Here is a 19560-nt window from a genome sequence, read left to right on the forward strand (position 1 = left end):
TTATTCTACTCAGATAGAGGATTTCCCTGCTTTTCCCAATACAATCAGCTGGCGTACCACTGCTAACGGCGCGAGCCAGAGCGCAGTTTTTTCAATGCCGCAAATGCAGCGTGAATTGGAGCCCATGCAACTTTTCTGAGCTGTTGTTGCACTGGCTGAGGCAGCGGATAAGTCAACACTCGAAACACTTTGCCCAACGCCAAATGCGTCGATCGGCGCAATCTGCCTTTGAGCGTCAGCGACGATTTCAAACTGCCAAGGTTCTCCATCACGCTTTCGCCACGACGAGCAACACTAGTAGTATCCATGAACCCTTGCGCAATGTAATACAGGGAATCCACTTCAATGCGCGCGTATTTACTAGACATCACCCAGGCTGGGTAATAGCCTTGCGACTGCGCAATATATCCATTAGCACGTTCAATAGCATGTGAGATTGTGCCATCGACTCCCATCTTGCCTTCTGGCAGGAAGTCTTCGTAACTCCATCCATACTCGTACAACGGTTTCAAAGCCTCTACCCTAAACCAGTAGCACGAGCCGATGGCAGATACGCTCGGCTTCCGCTCATCCAAGGGCACATGGATATGGAGTTTGTTCTCCAACAAATCCTTAGTGATATCGAAATTAATAGCCCAATCATGCGGCAACGTATGAGCGAAATACAACGCATGGATGGGCGGAGGCGGAGTTGCCATACCGAGTCGCGGATTATCCGCGAACAGTGTCAGGATATTCTGCACATAATCCTTGGAGCCGAGCGTATTCTCCATGAGTTTGTAGGCGAATCCCTCAGTTTCGGTACCGTAATGACCGTTCTCCTGGTTTTGACCGGATTTCTTATCGTGCGCGAATCCAACGATGTCATACTTTCCGCCAAGCACCACGTCATTAGCTCCAACTAGTAATGCAGATACGTCCCGGCCTCGGTTCTGGACGGGAATGAACGTGACTGGATGATGGAACCCTTGAGCCGCCATGGCAGCCTGAATGGCCTCAATCTTCGACTGATTGGTTGTGATGTACAGGTCGGTGTCTTCAGGAAGATTTTTGAGATAGCTCAACGTCTTGTCAAGCAAATCCAAGAAGTATACATGGTAGATAAACGCCGAACGGAGGGCATCATTATTACGCTGATTCCGCGTATCATATGGAAGCACATAATTCAGATGAGTTGCTTTCGCGATGTCAGCGATATTGTATGAGGGCAGTACCGCATCCCAAATCAAGTCCGTGTCGTAGTCAGTATGATTGCACAAATACTCGAGCAGTTCCAAGCCTGGCTGCCCTGCTGTCTGATTGAAATAATACTGGTATTCGACAAAGAACGACCGCTTCTTAAATACAGGGCAACGATCGTTACGAATAAGCGATACCGGATCGTACAACATTGGATATGCTGACTGAGGCTTGTATTTTTCGTAATCGATATACGAGGCCCACTTGAATCCAAGGTCAGCAAATCGTTTGGTAAACGTCATCTCATGATTACGAGTCGCCGCCGCATAATCCTCATACACCGGCATGGTTTCCCAATACCGTTGAAAATCTGGCGAACTAACCAGTGATTTGCGGTACACATGCCAATACGACTGCAAATGGGTCGGAATTTCCTCGCCAAATGCAACATCATGCGGGTAAGCAGTGATTCCCCAGAAATCCACATCCTTGGCGTCCATTACGGAAAACATTTCCGAAAATGGATAAACAGGTCCGAGAATGGTGTCGTTCAAGCAGACAACTTCATCATATGAAGCCAGTGTCTCCCAACCGAGGGTAAGCATCGCTTCACGATATGCCGCAATATCAAGACCTTTATTTTCCCGGAAAATAATGCGGTCAGCAAACCGATCAAGACGCTGACGCGACGACGCATCTAAGCTCCCGTTCACCACGATGACAAGTGTGTCCAATGAGTCGCTGAGCTGCGAAAGGAAGTAGTCTACATACCGACCGACACGACCATACTTGTCATATATGCAATAGATTCCGCATCGTTTAAGTTGAGACTTCAGAGATACAGTAACCACTCATACTCCTTATCGGCGCAATATCCGATGAGCACTGGCACGCAATATCCTACGTCTAGTGCTGCCCTCTGGAAGGCAACGGTCAACTACGCGGCGCAACAATGAACCGCTCTTTAACAGCCTTTGTTGTTCTGTAATTTGTTGTTGACGCTGCAGCTCTTCCTGCTGACGCTGTCCACGATCAATCAATTCCTGCCGTAACAAGCGGTAATCATCGATGCGTTGCTGAATCAGCGGGTCCGATACCTCATGTAAATCCAATGCATCAAATAGCATCGTCCACCGAGTATATGGATCGTCATCTGAGGGAATCGCCTCGTGCTCGACGAACCAACGCGCCCGGGCTGTAAGCGGGTCCAATAACATATAGGCCGCATTTTCGTCTCCCCACTCATGACGTAGAGAGCGCATGCCTGCAATCTGGTCCGTTTCCGTTAGGCGCATAACCCACTCGCGGCCGACAATACCTAGAACCGTATGTTTATACCACTGTGCGCAACGAGCCATATCATCACTCTCAGCGGCAGCAGCATATTGCAGCACGGCATTCATGGATGCGCGGATGCCAGTCTGACCACGGTCAAATTTCTGTATAGTTTCGAGTCCAGATCCGGAAACCCCTGCTCCAAAGTTGTAACGAAGAGCCCGGTATTCCGTGAAGAACATCATCGACTGCGCACGGGAAGCCAGTACGAAAAATTCATAGGAATCCTGCATGCGGCCAAGGGATTCACTGGTCATTGCCGCGAATCCTTGGCGAGCAAAATCACCATCAAACATACAATCGATGAGGCTCCACGTGTTACGTACTGCAAAATCTTCAGAAAATACCGATTTCAGTACATCGCTAGAATGCATGTCTTCAGTAGTGAGATTGAATACCCGTTCCTCTTGCAATGCGGTGCGTTCATTGGCATCGCCATGGGGAACAAGCGAGCGACCAAAACGCAAAATATTAAAATCACGATTGGCCGCTACTACTGAAAGCACCTCACAAGCCGTGTCTTGCATGCGATCATCGCCATCAACGAATATCACATAACGACCTGTAGTGTGCGCAACACCAGTGCGTCGGGCAAGGTGCGCACCCTCGTTATGCTCTTTCGAGATTAAAGTAAATCGATTATCGCCCTGAATAGTTGATTCGATAATTGATTTGGTATTATCCGTGCTTGCATCATCAACTACGATGACCTCAAAATCATTGTGCGTTTGGGCCTGCAGACTATGCAAACAATCTGCAATATATCGCTCAACGTTATATGCGATAACAACAAATGAGATGGTGGGCATACTTCTCCCCATTCAGAACAAGATAACTCAGTCGTCCTTCGGCTTGACAATAATCTTGTCGTCCGCCACATCCTTGAGGTGTTTGCCGTAGGGGCTCTTGCCGTATCGTTCGGCGGATTCGAGGAGCTCGTCCTTGCTGATCCAGCCGTTCTCGTAGGCGATCTCCTCGGCCACTGCAATCGGCAGACCCTGGGCACGCTGCACGGTGCGCACAAACTCGCCGGCCTCGTACAGGGAATCCATGGTGCCCGTATCCAGCCAAGCATAGCCGCGGCCCAGCGTACGGACGTTCAATGCGCCCACCTCGAGGTACATCTTGTTGAGGTCGGTGATTTCAAGCTCGCCGCGGGCTGAGGGCTTGACCTGCTTGGCGAACTCAACCACGCGCTCGTCGTAGAAGTACAAGCCGGTCACTGCGTAGTTCGACTTCGGATGAGCCGGCTTTTCTTCAATGGAGATAGCCTTCTTATCCGCATCGAACTCGACTACGCCGTAGCGTTCCGGGTCATCGACGTAGTAACCGAACACGGAAGCGCCTTCGCCGTTCTCTGCCTTGGACTTAGCTTTACGCAGCGTGGCACCCAAACCGTTGCCGTAGAAGATGTTGTCGCCGAGGACGAGGGCGCAGGGTTCGCCGTCGATGAACTCCTCGCCGAGGATGAACGCCTGGGCCAGGCCGTCCGGGCTGGGTTGCACCTTGTAGCTGAAATGCACGCCATACTGCTCGCCGTTGCCAAGGAGCTTTTCGAAGTTGGGCAGGTCCTTCGGCGTGGAGATGATCAGGATGTCACGGATACCGGCCATCATCAGCACACTCAGCGGGTAGTAGATCATCGGCTTGTCATACACCGGCAGCAACTGCTTCGACGTCACCGTCGTAAGCGGGTAAAGTCGAGTGCCCGAACCACCAGCGAGGATAATGCCCTTCATAAGACCTGCTTTCTCCATATTCGTACAAGCGTATCCAGCTTAGCCAATACCAGCGCAAAACAGAAAACCGCACAGAGTATTCTGTGCGGTTTTCACACGGGATAGCAGCTAAGGTTACTTCTCGAGTTCCTTGGCCACGTATGCCTTGAGGCTATCTTCCCAGTCGGCGGGCGTGTAGCCGGCCTCGCCGATCTTCGACAGATCCAGGGCGGAATGGGTCGGACGCGGGGACACCGGGTTAGTTGCGTTGGCAAAGTATTCAGCAGTGCTGATCGGCTTGACCTTATCACCGTTACCGTTGGTCAGGTCGAACACCTCCCTGGCGATATCCGCCCACGACTTCACGGCACCGGAACCGGTCAGGTTGTACGTGCCGTACGGGGCGTGGCTGTCGAGCAGGTGGAAGATGGCTTCGGCCATGTCCCTGGTGAACGTGAGGCGGCCGTACTGGTCGTCCACCACCGTCACCTGGTCCAGCTTGTCCTCCGGGTCCGTGACCTTGTTCGACAGCATCATCATGGTCTTCACGAAGTTATGCCCCTCGCCGATCACCCAGGAGGACCGCAGGATGTAATGCTCGGGGGCGTTCGCCACGGCGATGTCGCCGGCGGCCTTCGTCTGGCCGTACACGCCCAACGGGGCGAACGACTCGGTCTCCGTATGCTCCTCCTGCGTGCCGTCGAACACGTAGTCCGAGCTCACGTGCACGAGCGTGATGTGATGGTCCTTCGCCACCTTGGCCAGCAGAGCCGGGCCCTGAGCGTTGGCCTTCCACGCGACCGGACGGCCTTCAGGGGTCTCCGCCCTGTCCACGGCCGTGTAGGCGCCCGCGTTGATGATCGTGCCGTACAGGCTCCAGTCATACTTGTCGTACGCGTTCGGGTCGGAGAAGTCGAACTCGTCGATATCCGTATACTCGAACCCCTCCAGGTTGTGGGCTTCCGCGTAGGCGCGGATCGCGTGGCCCAGCTGGCCGTTGCAGCCCGTCACCAGGGTGCGCTTCGGGGCCATCGGCTTCGCGTCCTTGAGCATCGGGTGATGCAGGTCGGCCTCGCTGCGCTCCGACTCCTCGAGCGGGATCGGCCACTGGATGTCCAGTTCAGGGTCGGCGAGGTTCACGAACGTATAGGTCTTCTTCTGCTCCAGGCTCCAATGCGCGTTCACCAGATACGTGTACACGGTGCCGTCCTGCAACGCCTGGAAGCTGTTGCCCACGCCACGCGGCACATAGATCGCCTTCGACGGATCCAGACGCGTCGTAAACACCTGGCCGAAGGATTCACCCGGCCTGAGGTCAACCCACGCGCCGAAGATCTCACCCGCCGCGATCGAAATGTACTTGTCCCACGGCTCCGCATGGATGCCACGCGTCACGCCCTTGGTCGCGTTGAAGCTGATGTTGTTCTGTACCGGGCCGAAATCCGGCAAACCCAGCTTCAACATCTTCGCCCGCTGCCAATTCTCCTTGAACCAGCCACGATTATCGCCGTGCACCGGCAGATCAAACACCAGCAAACCCGGGATATTGGTCTCGGTGACCTTCAATTCCTTCTCAAATTCAAACGACATGAATCAATCCTCTTTCCGCACATACCAGCCCTCACCCAGGAGAGCCACCATCACCATGAGTCGAGGGGAGACACCCGGTCAACGGGCCGTCTCCCCTCGCTTACACTCACTGTCCCTGCTGCTTGTACTTGGCCTCGGTGGCCGCCTTGGAAGGCTCCCACCAAGCACGGTTATCCGTGTACCACTGAATGGTCTGCTCCAGGCCCTTCTGGAAGTCCGTATGGGTCGGCTTCCAGCCAAGCTCAGTCTGCAGCTTGGTGGAGTCGATCGCGTAGCGACGGTCGTGGCCCGGACGGTCCTTGACCCAGTCGAAATCATCCGGATCCTTGCCCATCACGGTCAGGATGTCACGCAACACGGTGATGTTGTTGCGTTCGCCGTTGGCGCCGATCAGGTAGGTCTCGCCGATACGGCCCCTGGTCAGGATGGTCCACACACCGGTGGAGTGGTCGTCCGTGTGAATCCAGTCACGCACGTTCAGACCGTTGCCGTACAGCTTCGGCTTCAGGCCCTCCAGGATGTTCGTGATCTGACGAGGGATGAACTTCTCCACATGCTGGTACGGACCATAATTATTGCTGCAGTTGCTGATGGTGGCGCGGATGCCGAACGTGCGATGCCAGGCGCGCACCAACAGGTCCGAGCTCGCCTTCGTGGAGCTGTACGGGCTGGACGGATGGTACGGGGTCTCCTCCGTGAACTTCGCCGGATCATCCAACGCCAGATCGCCGTACACCTCGTCCGTGGACACGTGGTGGTAGCGCACGTCGTACTTGCGGCACGCCTCCAGCAAGCGGAACGTGCCCTCCACATTCGTCTTCAGGAACGGCTCCGGATTCGCGATGCTGTTGTCATTATGGGACTCCGCCGCGTAGTGCACGATCGCGTCATGACCGGGAACGATACGGTCCAGGAGCTCCGCGTCGCAGATGTTCCCATGCACGAACTCCACCCGATCACCAAGAATCCCCTTGATGTTCTCCAGATTGCCCGCGTAAGTGAGCGCATCCAGGACCGTCACATGCACATCCGGATGATTGTTGTACACGTAATGAACGAAATTCGAACCGATGAAACCACAGCCACCAGTCACAATAATATTCTTCGGAATAAAAACTTCATCAGCCATACGGCAAATCATACCGTTTCTCCCGTACGGAAGGCATCTATGGAACGTGTGGCATTTGTAGCCGATATTTCACGGAACTACCGCACCATAGAGGGGACGAAGTATCCTAGACGAAGCACATGCCAGAGAAAGAAAGTAGCTCATTTATGTCCGAAGACATTAAATTGTTTGTCTCCTGCCACAAGCCTGGTACACACATTCCTGAGAACAACCTTTTGGAGCCAATTCAGGTGGGCTCTGCGCTGTCTGCATCCAGAATGCCTAATATGCTGCATGACGATGATGGCGAATCCATCTCTCAAAAGAATCGTTCCTATTGCGAGCTGACCGGCCAGTATTGGGCTTGGAAAAATACAGACGCTGATTACTACGGCTTCCTGCATTACCGACGCTACTTCAATTTTTCTGATACCGAATACCCGATTCACCATGAACCATTTATTTTCGGCGATGTCACTTTCGACCGCAATGATAAAGAGACTCTGCAACGTATTGATTTTGACGAGGAAACCATGCGCAGGGTCATCACCGCGCACGATTTCATTGCACCAGAACCAATTGAAGCGATGGAGAAGACAACCGTCTATGAGCAGTACCGCGATTCCTTCGGACACCATATCGAAGATCTCGATACGGTTATGGATATTATTCGCCTGAAGTATCCCGATATTTGGCCGAGCGCACAGAAATATCTCAACCAAACCAAGGTTTATGTATGCAATATGTTCGTGATGAAGCGCGAACTGTTCCGCACATACTCTGAATTCCTATTTGATGTGCTAGCAACCCATGAACAGTTGCGAGATATCTCTCATTACACCCCCGTTGCCCGTCGAGTCTCTGGCTACCTTGGCGAACGTATCTGCGGCATGTATCTCACGTACCTATATGACAAGGGTTACAACGGTATCAACCTGCAACGCGTCTACTTCCGTAATACAGATGAGCAACAGCATGCTGCGACGACATCAAATGCTCCGAGGAACGCTGAGAAACTTCAGCTCACACCAATTGTTCGAGGTCCAGGAAAAATCTATGCTGGACTACAGGCAGAAGGACTGAAACCAAACTGGAAGTTCAAAGTTTCCTCCATTTCTTCAGACGGCAAACCCCTGCCTGCGAAGATTGTGCCAACTGGCACAAAGCCAGTATTGGTTCTTCCGATTGTGGCGCACGATCAAACCACCTCCGTTCAGGCAACGGATGATGCACATAACAATCACGTCTTTGCCGACATCACTATCAATCGCCGCATGGCACAGCTGCAGTCCGTCGCCAACCGATTCTTGCATAATGATGCAGGATCCATCCGCAACTGCGATAAACAACTGCTCGAAAGCGATGCCCGCGTATCTGCAGATGCGTTGATTAATAATCTCGACGGTACAGAGATTATCCACGGTCATGTTTCCATTCCGCTGATGCATGAAGGCAATCCAAATGATTACGTGAATATCATCGCATTGGATGGACTCGGCAACCATCTTTCTACGGAAGATTGGATCTGCATGGGCGAAGAGCTCAGCGATGACGCTTCCCTTCCAGGACTTCGTATACGAAAAGTATCCTTCTCTCTGCGAATTCCCCGATCCGACACATTCATTATCTGGGTTCAGTTCCCGGACAGCGATCATCAAGATGCATTCTTATGTTCTTTACCCGCACAAACACAGGCATTACGCAATCTGTGGGCACGGCAAACAGAACCTGCCTGTGCAGCTGGTGATTACGACAAATGGTTCAGGTCTCGCCAACGCGCAACTGTTGGAGAGCTGATGGCACAACGACATGCACGGTTTACCATCAAACCGAAATACTCCATCATCGTCCCGCTGTACAAAACCCCAATCCCATTCCTGCGTGCTATGGCGAATTCCGTCGTTAAGCAGACCTATCCAAATTGGGAGCTCCTGCTCGTCAACGCATCCCCAGAAGAACAGGAGCTTAGTGAAGTTGTCGATAAGCTATGTGCGCAAGACAAGCGAATTCAGCACATCACATTGCAAAAGAACCAAGGAATCACGCTGAACACCAATGAGGGCATCAAGCTCGCAACGGGTGACTTCCTGTGCTTCCTGGATCATGACGATGTGTTGGAACCAGATGCACTGTTCTGCTATACACGAGCAGTTAACGAGCATCCTGACACGGATATGCTGTATTGCGATGAAGACAAGCTTGATAACGGCAAGTATCGCGAGCCATTCTTCAAGACTGAGTGGAACCCTGATCTGCTGCTTGGCATGAATTATGTATGCCACTTCCTCACCGTACGCAAGTCCATTATGGACACACTGGATCTGCCCGGTAAGGAGTATGACGGTTCGCAAGATTGGCATATGACGTTCCGCATTGGCGAAAAGGCTCGCTATGTGCACCATGAACCACGCGTTCTATACCATTGGCGCGTACACAGCCAGTCGACCGCGGCACGTGCTGATCAAAAGGACTACACACTCGACAGCAGCCGTCTTTCCATTGAGACGCATCTGGAACGTTGCGGCATCAAGGGTGAGGTCGTTGATTCGCCGCTTATGCCACGTCGTTTCAAAGTCAATTATGCCCTCGGGAACCATCCGATGGTATCCATCATCATCCCGAACAAGGATGCCGTATCAGTCCTGCACAACTGTCTGTCGTCGATTCGTAAATTGACTACCTACGACAATTACGAAGTCGTTATTGTGGAGAACAACAGCGAGGACCCGTTCACCTTCAAGTACTACGAGATGGCACAGCAGTTGGACCCGCATGTTCGTGTTGTGACGTTGGAAGGTATGGAATCCTTTAACTTCTCACGCATAATCAACTTCGGTGCAAGCCAAGCAAAGGGTGATTACTACCTGATGCTCAACAACGACACAGAAGTTATCACTCCTAATTGGATTGAAGAACTGCTCGGTCCGTGCATGCGTGAAGATGTGGGTATCACCGGTGCCAAACTGTTGTTCCCTGATAACACCATTCAGCATGCTGGCATCAGCTTTGGCCCTGACGGCCCGGGACATCTGTACTACCAGGAACCGCGTAATTACCCAGGCAACTTCGAAGCCACTATGCTTGCGCGTGACCTTGGCGCTGTTACCGGCGCTTGCTTGATGGTCAGTAAGGATGCGTTCGATAAAGTCCATGGCATGACTGAAGAGCTCGCCGTGAACTATAACGATGTCGACTTCTGTCTGAAAGTATTGCGCGAGAAGCTGCTCGTTGTCTTTATTCCGACTGCGGAGCTTCATCACTACGAATCAGTGTCCCGTGGTTCGGATGCTTCCGGGAAGAAAGCCATTCGTTTTGAAAAGGAACGCGGCGAGTTTATGAGCCGATGGCCAGAAGCATTCACCGTAAAGGCCCCGTTTGAAAATCCGAATATGCAATTCGGAATTTTGTACCAGATTCTAAATCGTAATTACAAGCGAGCAAATCAGTGACGGCAAAAATAATTAATGGAGCTTTAACACAGCTCAGGAGTTCTCTTACCGCCATCAATATCGCAATCGCAGTAATCGTTGGTTTTGGATTAGGCACAACATTTTCTGTGGGACGCTCATTTTATGAGTCCCTAGGATTGATGTCTTTCCAAGACGCATGGATCTGGGTTCGCGGCCTTTGTTATGGATGCGTTATTGCCATAGCCATTTTTGGCATATTGTGTCTTTGGGATTGGTATCAGAACCGAGATACTAATTGCATATCCGGCTCGAAATTCTCTCAACGAATCATCGCTCTAGCTCCGGGAAGACGAATCCTCGCATTTGGCATCCTCACCTTCATCTTGTGGATACCAGCCTTTCTATCGTTCTATCCCGGCAACTATTCAAGCGACGGTCCAATTCAGGTAACATATCTTCTCAACGAAGGAATCGTGGACCTGCACTGGCCAGCGGCTCACACATTGGTCCTTGCTGGATGCATGCAAATCGGAAATCTTCTATTCGGTTCGTACAACACTGGCGTATCGTTATTCTGCCTTGTGCAAGCATTTGCTCTAGCGTTCGCGATGGCATTCGCCACCAGTAAAGCTCTCGATTGGGGAGCTCCTGTATGGATAACGTTGGCAATCAACGGAATTATGGTTCTTAATCCCGTTCTTCAAGCCTATGCGGTGACTACTGCCAAAGATTCGCTGTTCGCAGTGTTTTTCATTCTTTCGGTGACACTGTTAATCGATTTCGTTAAGAACCCAGCTCAATTGACAAACATACCTTTCTTGACGAAATGGACACTCTCTGTGCTGGGCATGTGTCTTATGCGCAAACAAGGCCTGTATGTCGTTATCATCGTGGTCCTTATCGCTTTGCCCTTCATCAAGCAATGGAGGCAACGATTAGGAGCAGTGATATCTATAGCAATGGTCTTTGCATTGTCAGCAGCATTTTCCGGCATTGTTGCGAACGTTGCGAATACACGTGCGGATTCCGCACGTGAGACGCTTTCCGTGCCATCTCAACAGATTGTGCGTACTTATATGTACGACTACAACACTTTGACCGATGAACAGATTCAGCAAATCGGAACATACTACGACTTAGATGCGCTGGAAGCCGGTCGGACTACCACTAAGCCGTGGGATACCACCCCGATCGGCAAGTTCTATGACACCGACAAGGGAGCAGGTTATCTGGCTCCTATTTCCGATCCAGCCAAGGCTGCATTATTAGACGATGCGTTCAGTTCCAATCCAACTGGATATGCTGCTATGTATTTTTCAGTAATGAACGGTCATCTCTCGAACTATGTCAGAGCCTTCCTCTGGGGAGAAATCGGTTACCTATATCCAACAAGCTCGGCCATGAACCGATGGACTGGATTGTCACCATGGAACGAGTTCAATCGAACTATTGATGCCGGAGGCGCCACCAACCAAGTCTCGGACTATAATCAAACTACTAAATTCCCGACATATCTGGCATGGTTGCATGCTGGCACTTGGGATATGTTCCGCGGGCATCCCCTATTGACCATCTGGGTCTCGCCAGCACTGCCATTCCTCGCAATGTTGCTTTCTCTTATTCTTCTTATCAAGCGTAAGAAGAATAAGAACTTGATTGTTGCCTGGGCTTTCCCGTTCCTCTATTGGGCAACATTGGCATTAGCACCTGTGATGTGTGTGAGATATGTGGTGCCTTTGTTCTTTGCGCTGCCATTAATCGTCGTTCTCCCCATATTGAAGGACACGAAGTGAATAAAGTTTTTGCACGAACGCAAGTTATGTCGGCCTTGATTTTTTCAGCAATCGGAGCCACCGTAATGACACTATGCGATGCCATCGATAGCAATGGCTACTTTCAGTTCTCGAAAAAAACGGTAGCGCATTTCATTATTCTCTTGGGCTTGCTTGCAACATGCTATCTTGCGTGCGCATTTTTAATGCAAAATTCCTTGACCAATAATAAGGCAAAAGATTCATCTGTTCATCATCGCACTATATGGAAGACCATCACCATTCGCTCAATCATCATGTTGGTCTGCTGGCTACCGTGGCTAATTGCTTTATATCCAGCAAATTTTTTGGGGGACACATTAATTTCTATAGGGTGGTTCACCCGAACGCTTGATGGTACACCGAGTCTATCTGACCATAATCCACTGGCCACCGTCGTTCTTTTTGGTAGCATAGCAGTTCTTGGAAAAGCAATTGGCCAGGTGGGGCTAGCGTTCTTCTCCTTTGTTCTTCTCGAATCTGCATTATGCTGCTTTGCGTTTTCATTCGCGATTACACGTGCTCAATATCGTTTTGGACTTGCTTTATGGCCAACTCGCATAGCACTCGCATTTTACGCTTGTTGCCCGATGTTTCCCATTTGGAACACGTTCCTTTCGAAGGATGTATTATTTTCTCCCCTATTCGTTATATGGTTTACTCTTTATGCCGAAATCATTCATAGCCGAGGAGCCTCTTTAACGCGGCAAACGACTATCTCATTTACCGCAATCACGATATTCGCCTGCTTGAGCAAACAACTTGGAGTATACATACTGCTTCCATCAATATTTGCTTTGTTGATTTGGTTCTTTATGATCTCACACAACAAACTCGGCAAGCGCCTTTCTCCAGAAAATAATGAAAACCTTGGGAACGAGAAAAATAAGTATTTTAAAAAAATACTTGTATCTTTTTTCATCTCTGCAGTTTTCCTATTAGGAATCATGCCTCATTTCGTCCTTCCTGCGCTTCAAGTGAAGCCGACAGAGCATTACGAGACGCTTTCTGTCCCACTACAACAAACAGCACGTTATGTGCATGATTATCCGCACGATGTCACACCCGAGGAACATAAATCCATTGATAAACTCCTCGATTACAGTGACCTTGCCCAGCGTTGGAAATGGTATATAGCGGATCCTGTCAAGTACCGCATCCAAGAACCTACCGACGCTTATCCCAATTGGATGAAAGCATACATTGCTCAGGGTCTAAGACATCCTGACTCATATCTACAATCATATGTCGCTCTAGAAAGCGGATTCGGAAAGACAACTGAACTTATCGCGCAACAGCTCGATTCCAGCTTTATGACTGATTATGATGGGTCGAACATACCTGATGCTTATATCAGTAAAGGATGGGCAGTGTCATCAGGAGATATCGCACAACGCATATATAACCGCATCGTGCGCACACCAATCTTAAATATCGCATTTAAATGTGCTATTTACACTTTAGTAATTCCATTATTCTTCTTCTTTATTGCAACGATTGTTGATCGGTCGAAGCTATCATTCATGCTGCTCATAACTATTCCCGTGCTACTGACAGAAGCCGGCTTATGGATTTCCCCTATTTCCATACAAGTCTTAGGAAGCCGATATACTTTACCGCTAATCTATATCGCTCCTATATTGATTGGCTATACATTATGCATGAAATACAAGTCGGAACAAAAATGAATACTGTTTCTTTACATGCGGTAAGAAAGAATACTATATTCTGGTCCTATATAATATTAGCCTTCATTCGCATTTGGATTGCCACGCAAACACCTTTAGTTGCGCACATGAGTTCCCTCTTTGACGACCAGGCTTTCATTAACTATACAAGGAACATTCTTTCTGGAAATTGGTTAGGGGATTATTCACATCTTACCTTAAGAAAATCTCCTGGCTATTCGCTCTTTTTAACGTTATCTTTTTATACAGGCATCCCATACCAAACCCTTCTCACTGTTTTCCTTGTTATAGCTGTCTTGTTCTTTTTACATGCAGTTAAACCGCTCATTCCTAATGACATCGTTCGCGTAATCCTATTTGCTGGATTATTATATTCCCCGAACTCATTTACGTATAGATTTCTTCAAGCAACATATCGCATGGGTATCATTGTCCCCTCGGCAATGATGGTTTTCGCTGCTTACATAGCTATATTCTTATATCGTCATCAGTCTCCAAAGCAACTCGCTATATACGGAATTTTTGGCGGCATAGGAAATGCAATATTCTGGTTTACAATGGAAAGCAGCATCTGGATTGCACCATTTATTATTACATGTTCACTAGTAATTTTCATTATTTGGTGTATTCAAAAATACCAAGGCACAATCTCATTATCTACGCTCACTAAGAAGGGATGTATTCTTGCGATTGCTCCAATGTTTACAGTAATCGCCGGATTGGGACTATCCTGTATGAATTATATGCATTATGGGGTTTTTCTTGTCAGCGACTACACGCAGGGGTCTTTCGCTCGGCTAGCCTCAACTATAGTACATATTAAAGCTAAAGATTCCGATAAATACGGTTCTTCGGTATGGGTTACAAGAAATGCAATTGATCTTGCATTCAAAAACAGTCCAACACTACGTACAGTCGAACCTGATATACGTAAAGCATGGGATGGCTGGGCCGGCAGCACCACAAAGGAACTGCAAGGAGATTTCTGCTGGTGGGCATTGCGTACCGGATATCAGGATGCAGGTTATTTCAAAGATGCTGAAAAAAACTCAGCAATTCTACGAGAAAGCTAACACAGAGCTTCAGAACGCTTTTTCAAATGGAAAGCTGGAAACAAGAAGTGGCCTATTCATCAGCTCGAGCGCGCCACCAGTTACCAAAGACACAGCTGCAACATGGATTAAGCATATCGGTAAATTGTCATTGGATTTAGTGAATCCAAAAACCGTCCTCGGAAATGTTGGAACGCGAGCCCCACGTAGCAGCTCCGCTGACACGAATAGCGATTTTGATTGGTTAACATTCGTACGCACTGCTTCGTCAGGCAGAGTAGCTGGAACCGAGGGAGACCCGACTAATAATTTGTTCATTCCTATACTTCGAGTGAACCTGGCTTTAGCAATTCTCTCTTATATAGGCTGGCTTAGCTTAACAGTCGTCAGCGCCTTTGCAATGGCACAAGCGTTCCGCCGAAAATGGAGAAAAACTGGAGAGATGACGCTATGTGCTACTGGCCTGATACTCTCAGCCATAGCCCTTATTACAGGTGTTTCTTGGTTCGTCGAATTCTTCTGGACTTCGTCCGTCTCAGGGGAATCTTCCGTATCAATCGCTGGTTATGGCATTGGCTTCTATCCCGTATGGGAAATGTTCATCTGCACAATCGCTGGTTTTGGATTGTCTCACTGGTTTCCAAAAGCCAAATCAGATTTGACTCTCCAGCATTAAGGATATAGTGATAACCATGCCAGAAGAGACCAAGAACCCTACTGTTGCCGTGCTGCTGCCTTGCTATAACGAGGAAGTCACTATCGGCAAGGTGGTGCGTGATTTTAAGGCGGCACTGCCGAACGCCACCATTTACGTATACGATAACAACTCCACCGATCGCACTGCGGAGATTGCAACCGCCGAAGGCGCTATTGTGCGCAAGGAGCCTCGTCAGGGCAAGGGCAACGTTGTTCGCGCCATGTTCGAGGATATCGACGCCGACGTATACGTGATGGCCGACGGCGACGACACCTACCCGGCAGACGCAGCACCGGCAATGGTCGAGAAGGTGCTGGAAGGCTACGACATGGTGATCGGCGACCGCCTCTCCTCCACCTACTTCCAGGAGAATAAGCGTCCGTTCCATAACTTCGGCAACCGCCTGGTCCGTGGTTCCATCAACGGGTTGTTCCGCGCTCATGTGACCGATATCATGACCGGCTACCGTGCGTTCAACTTCACGTTCGTGAAGACCTATCCGGTGCTTTCCCGCGGCTTCGAAATCGAAACCGAGATGACCATCCACTCGCTGAACAACAATCTGCGTCTCTACGAGATGCCGATTCAGTACCGCGATCGTCCGGCAGGCTCCGTCTCCAAGCTCGACACCGTGGGCGACGGCATCAAGGTGATGGGCACCATCTTCCGCATGATCCGTGAATACAAGCCGTTGCCGTTCTTCGGCGGGCTGGGCCTCATCATCGGCATCATCGGTCTCGTGCTGTGCGGCACGGTGACGGTTGAGTTCATGAACACCGGCGTTGTGGAGCACTTCCCCACCCTCATCGGTGCCGTAATGCTCGTCATCGCAGGACTATTGCTCATCGTGGCCGGCATCATCCTCGACGTGATGGCCAAGAACGACCGCAAGACCTTCGTGGTGGATGCCAACAAGTTCGCTTATCTGAAGCGACACTAAGCCATTGGGCCACGTACCAACTCATTAAGGGTGATGTTCGCAGTTGCGAGCATCACCCTTAATTGTTAGACGAACAGCGGCACTCTACCCAACAGAAAATCTTCCAGCGGCGTCTCATAAGAACCGACAACAATAGTGGCGGTACCAGGATATTCGGCGCAGAACGCATCCAGACCATCCAGCCGACGAATACGTCCACTTTTAACCTCGATAGCGGTGCGACTCGTTCCACTGGATACAACGAAGTCGACTTCGCGGTTATTCTTATCGCGCCACCAATTGACCTCGAATCCTTCCTGCGCAGAGCGCCGAAGCAAATAGGCACCAACCGCGCTCTCAACAAGATGCCCACGACGATTCGCATCCGTAAGCAACATACTTCGGTTCGGACCGTATGAGGCTGTCATCAATGCCGTATCATGCACAGCTAAACGTGGCGATGAAGCACGTTTACGCACTGTCTTATCACTATATTTTTGAATACCAGTAAGCAACCCAGCATCGGAAAGCACATTCAAATAATGCGCGATGGTGGTGGTATTCCCTGCATCATCAAGCTGTCCCATGATTTTTCGGTATGACAGTTCCTGTGCGGAATATGCAGATCCAAGAGAGAACAACGCCTGCATAAGCGCTGGCTTAGTGATACGTTCCAAACCAATTACATCGTTAAGAATACTCGGATTAATAATGGAATCGGTCATGTACGCCAACCAACGTTCCACATCATCTCGTAAAGGCAATGCACCTGGATATCCACCGAAGAATAGGTAGTCATCAAGACTCATACCGAATGCGTCGCGACACTCACGATAATCCCACTGCTGCGATCGCAGAAGTTCAAACCGACCAGTCAGAGATTCACGCAAACCTTTTTGCAACAATAATGCCGAGGAGCCTGTAAGCACAACAAGCAGATTTGTACCGTTATCGGTATCTTCATCCCACAGAGCCTTCACTACAGACGACCATTGAGGAATCATCTGAATCTCGTCAACAACCAATATGACAGGAGCATCGGATCGGTGCGCGAGCATCCTAGCTTCATCCCATTCACGGCGAAGCCATTCTCGAGGCATGGTAAGATTCTGCGATGCTCGCGCGAACCGATGCTCAAATCGTACTTTTTCCAACGCTTGCCGCACCGCCGTGGTTTTTCCCGTCTGCCGTGGACCAACAACAACCTGTATGAAGCGACGGGGCTCGTTTAGTCTTCCGGCCAAACGCTGCACTAAAATTCTTTCGTACTGCACTATATCCAACCTTTCAAAAGCCGCACTATAAAGCCATTTTACAGTACTGTTGGAAAAATGCTCAATGACTGAGTATTTTTACTCAACCATTGAGCAAAAATACTCAATGACATAAATAAAAGAGGGCTAGGCTCTAGTAGGAATCCAGCCCGAAGAAAATCAACGTCACAGGCACACTACTCCAGCACCCACTGCTGGGCCTTAGTGCCGTTAGATGCATAAACCTGCACGTTCGCACCATTCGCTGTGGAGCCAGCAGCAACATCGATGACCAAGGATTCATTCAGCGCGGAATGCAACGTCAACGAGCCGTTGGAGTTCTTCACGAAAATCCACTTCTGCGCCCAACTACCATTTGAAGCATATTGCTGCACATTCGCACCATTGGCCGTAGAGCCAGCCGCAACATCGAGCACCTTACCCGAGCCGATATTGGTTATCGTCACATAGCCCGTCGGATCATGCAACACCTTCCACTGTTGAGCCTTGGTACCGTTCGACGAGTACAGCTGCACATTGGCACCGTCACTCTTGGAGCCAGCGAACACATCCAATACCTTCGACGGACTCGAGTGCAGCGCAATCTGATAGACGCCATCAGCAACATCATTTTTATGCTCTGCAGCTAGGTTATCAATGCGCTGACGCATCGACTTGGCCGGAACAGCTTTCCACCGTTGTGCTTTGGTACCATTTGACGAATAAATCTGCACATTCGCACCATTGGCCGTGGAACCAGCAGCAACATCAAGCACACGATTCCGGGCAACTGCCGACTGTAAGGTGATAGAACCATCATCATTTTTGGCCTTTCGCTGTTTGGTGTGGGTGGGTCTGTCAGGTGGTGACGGTGCTGAGGTCGAGTTTGCCGCAGGTCAGGTAGATCATGGTGCTGAAGTAGCCCATGTTCTTGAATCCGCGGGCTCGGGTCTTGACGTTCTGGATGACGCTGTTGAGTCCTTCGAGGATCGCGTTGGTGTAGGGGTGGTCGAAGTAGGCGAGGATGTCCCGCCAGTGGCGGCGTATCTGGCGGGCGAACTCTTTCATGGGTTCGAGCCGGGAGCGCGTCATCCACGAGCACAGACGCTTGAGGGCCGTCTCGGCCTCGGCTCGATCGGCGCTGGTGTCGTAGATGTCCTGGAGGGTCTCGCGCATCTGACAGGCGCTTCCGGTTTTCAATCGTCGCCGTTGCAGGCTGCGCTTGGTTTCCAATTGCAGGCCGGTCAGGTTCGATTCGTTCCTCAACCACAGGTACTTGGTCCGCTTGAGCAGCGCGTTGCCGCGGGCCTCCTGTTTGCGGACCTTGTCGACGGCCTCGTTGGCGTGTTTGATCACGTGGAACTTGTCGATGATTCTCGCCGCGTTGGGCAGCCGCTCGCGGATGCCCTTGGCGAACCCCAGGCTCATGTCGCAGGTAACCAGACGCACCCGGTCGGGATCGCCGTTGTGATCCATGAAATCCCGCGCGAACCGTTTGATCGTGGTCGAGTCCTTGCCCGGGATCCACGCAGATTACGTTGCGCTCCACCAGGTCGGCGACCACGGTGATGTACCGGTGGCCCTTCCGGCTGGTCTCGTCGATGCCTATGGCCTCCACGCCCGTGTAGTCCTCGTAAAGCCTCGCCTCGTCCACGTAATGGCGGATGAACCGCCACAGGCGGGTGTCATGTTCGCCGACCTGCTCGGCGATGTCCGCGACCGGCTGGCTTTTGGCCAGCTCCACGACCATCGCCTCGAACAGGAGCGTGAACCCGCTTCCCGGCCTCGCCCACGGCACCG

12 protein-coding genes and 2 pseudogenes are annotated in these 19560 nt (G+C 50.5%); 6 read left to right on the forward strand and 8 right to left on the reverse strand.

What is annotated here, in order from left to right:
* Positions 1-62: 62 nt before the first annotated feature.
* From BISA_RS02150 to rfbB, 5 genes are all read right to left on the reverse strand, one after another.
* Positions 63-2030, reverse strand: coding sequence for a rhamnan synthesis F family protein (locus BISA_RS02150; RefSeq protein ID WP_033889933.1), 1968 nt, complete (start codon positions 2028-2030; stop codon positions 63-65).
* 9 nt (positions 2031-2039) lie between these two features.
* A complete protein-coding gene (locus BISA_RS02155; RefSeq protein ID WP_033889934.1) occupies positions 2040-3323 on the reverse strand; it encodes a glycosyltransferase family 2 protein in 1284 nt (427 codons plus the stop codon).
* Positions 3324-3350: 27 nt separating this feature from the next.
* Positions 3351-4253, reverse strand: a complete 903-nt coding sequence (rfbA, locus tag BISA_RS02160; protein WP_033889936.1) for a glucose-1-phosphate thymidylyltransferase RfbA — start codon at positions 4251-4253, stop codon at positions 3351-3353.
* A 114-nt stretch (positions 4254-4367) separates the two neighbouring features.
* On the reverse strand, positions 4368-5822 hold the full coding sequence (locus BISA_RS02165; protein ID WP_033889937.1) for a sugar nucleotide-binding protein: 1455 nt from the start codon (positions 5820-5822) through the stop codon (positions 4368-4370).
* A 106-nt stretch (positions 5823-5928) separates the two neighbouring features.
* Positions 5929-6951: a dTDP-glucose 4,6-dehydratase gene (gene rfbB, locus BISA_RS02170; protein WP_033889980.1), complete on the reverse strand. Its 1023-nt coding sequence runs from the start codon at positions 6949-6951 to the stop codon at positions 5929-5931.
* Between the two features lie 146 nt (positions 6952-7097).
* Here rfbB and BISA_RS02175 point away from each other — a divergent pair, with 146 nt between their 5' ends.
* Genes BISA_RS02175 through BISA_RS02195 form a run of 6 tightly spaced genes read left to right on the forward strand, consistent with a single transcriptional unit; the run spans position 7098 to position 16528 of the window.
* Positions 7098-10379, forward strand: coding sequence for a DUF4422 domain-containing protein (locus tag BISA_RS02175; RefSeq protein ID WP_033889939.1), 3282 nt, complete (start codon positions 7098-7100; stop codon positions 10377-10379).
* Positions 10376-12133 (forward strand): DUF6020 family protein, encoded by a 1758-nt coding sequence (locus tag BISA_RS02180; RefSeq protein WP_033889940.1) that lies wholly within the window; start codon positions 10376-10378, stop codon positions 12131-12133. The genes BISA_RS02175 and BISA_RS02180 overlap by 4 nt, the downstream gene beginning before the upstream one ends.
* Complete coding sequence (locus BISA_RS02185; protein ID WP_033889943.1) at positions 12130-13839, forward strand: DUF6020 family protein; 1710 nt, start codon at positions 12130-12132, stop codon at positions 13837-13839. The genes BISA_RS02180 and BISA_RS02185 overlap by 4 nt, the downstream gene beginning before the upstream one ends.
* A complete protein-coding gene (locus BISA_RS12765) occupies positions 13809-14912 on the forward strand; it encodes a hypothetical protein (RefSeq protein WP_156099582.1) in 1104 nt (367 codons plus the stop codon). The genes BISA_RS02185 and BISA_RS12765 overlap by 31 nt, the downstream gene beginning before the upstream one ends.
* Entirely contained in the window at positions 14857-15567 is a 711-nt protein-coding gene (locus BISA_RS02190; protein ID WP_162178582.1) for a hypothetical protein, read from the forward strand. Before BISA_RS12765 ends, BISA_RS02190 begins: the two co-directional genes overlap by 56 nt.
* Before the next feature lie 16 nt (positions 15568-15583).
* Positions 15584-16528, forward strand: a complete 945-nt coding sequence (locus BISA_RS02195; protein WP_033889945.1) for a glycosyltransferase family 2 protein — start codon at positions 15584-15586, stop codon at positions 16526-16528.
* 65 nt (positions 16529-16593) lie between these two features.
* On the opposite strand, the gene BISA_RS02200 is transcribed toward BISA_RS02195, so the two are convergent.
* The 3 genes and pseudogenes from BISA_RS02200 to BISA_RS11830 form a co-directional block, all read right to left on the reverse strand.
* Positions 16594-17781, reverse strand: a complete 1188-nt coding sequence (locus BISA_RS02200) for an ATP-binding protein (RefSeq protein WP_202806947.1) — start codon at positions 17779-17781, stop codon at positions 16594-16596.
* A gap of 176 nt (positions 17782-17957) precedes the next feature.
* A pseudogene (locus tag BISA_RS02205) lies at positions 17958-18575 on the reverse strand (RICIN domain-containing protein); the annotation flags it as partial.
* 43 nt (positions 18576-18618) lie between these two features.
* Positions 18619-19560: pseudogene (locus BISA_RS11830) on the reverse strand (ISL3 family transposase); the annotation flags it as partial.

The sequence above is a fragment of the Bifidobacterium saguini DSM 23967 genome (assembly GCF_000741715.1).
Lineage (GTDB): Bacteria > Actinomycetota > Actinomycetes > Actinomycetales > Bifidobacteriaceae > Bifidobacterium > Bifidobacterium saguini.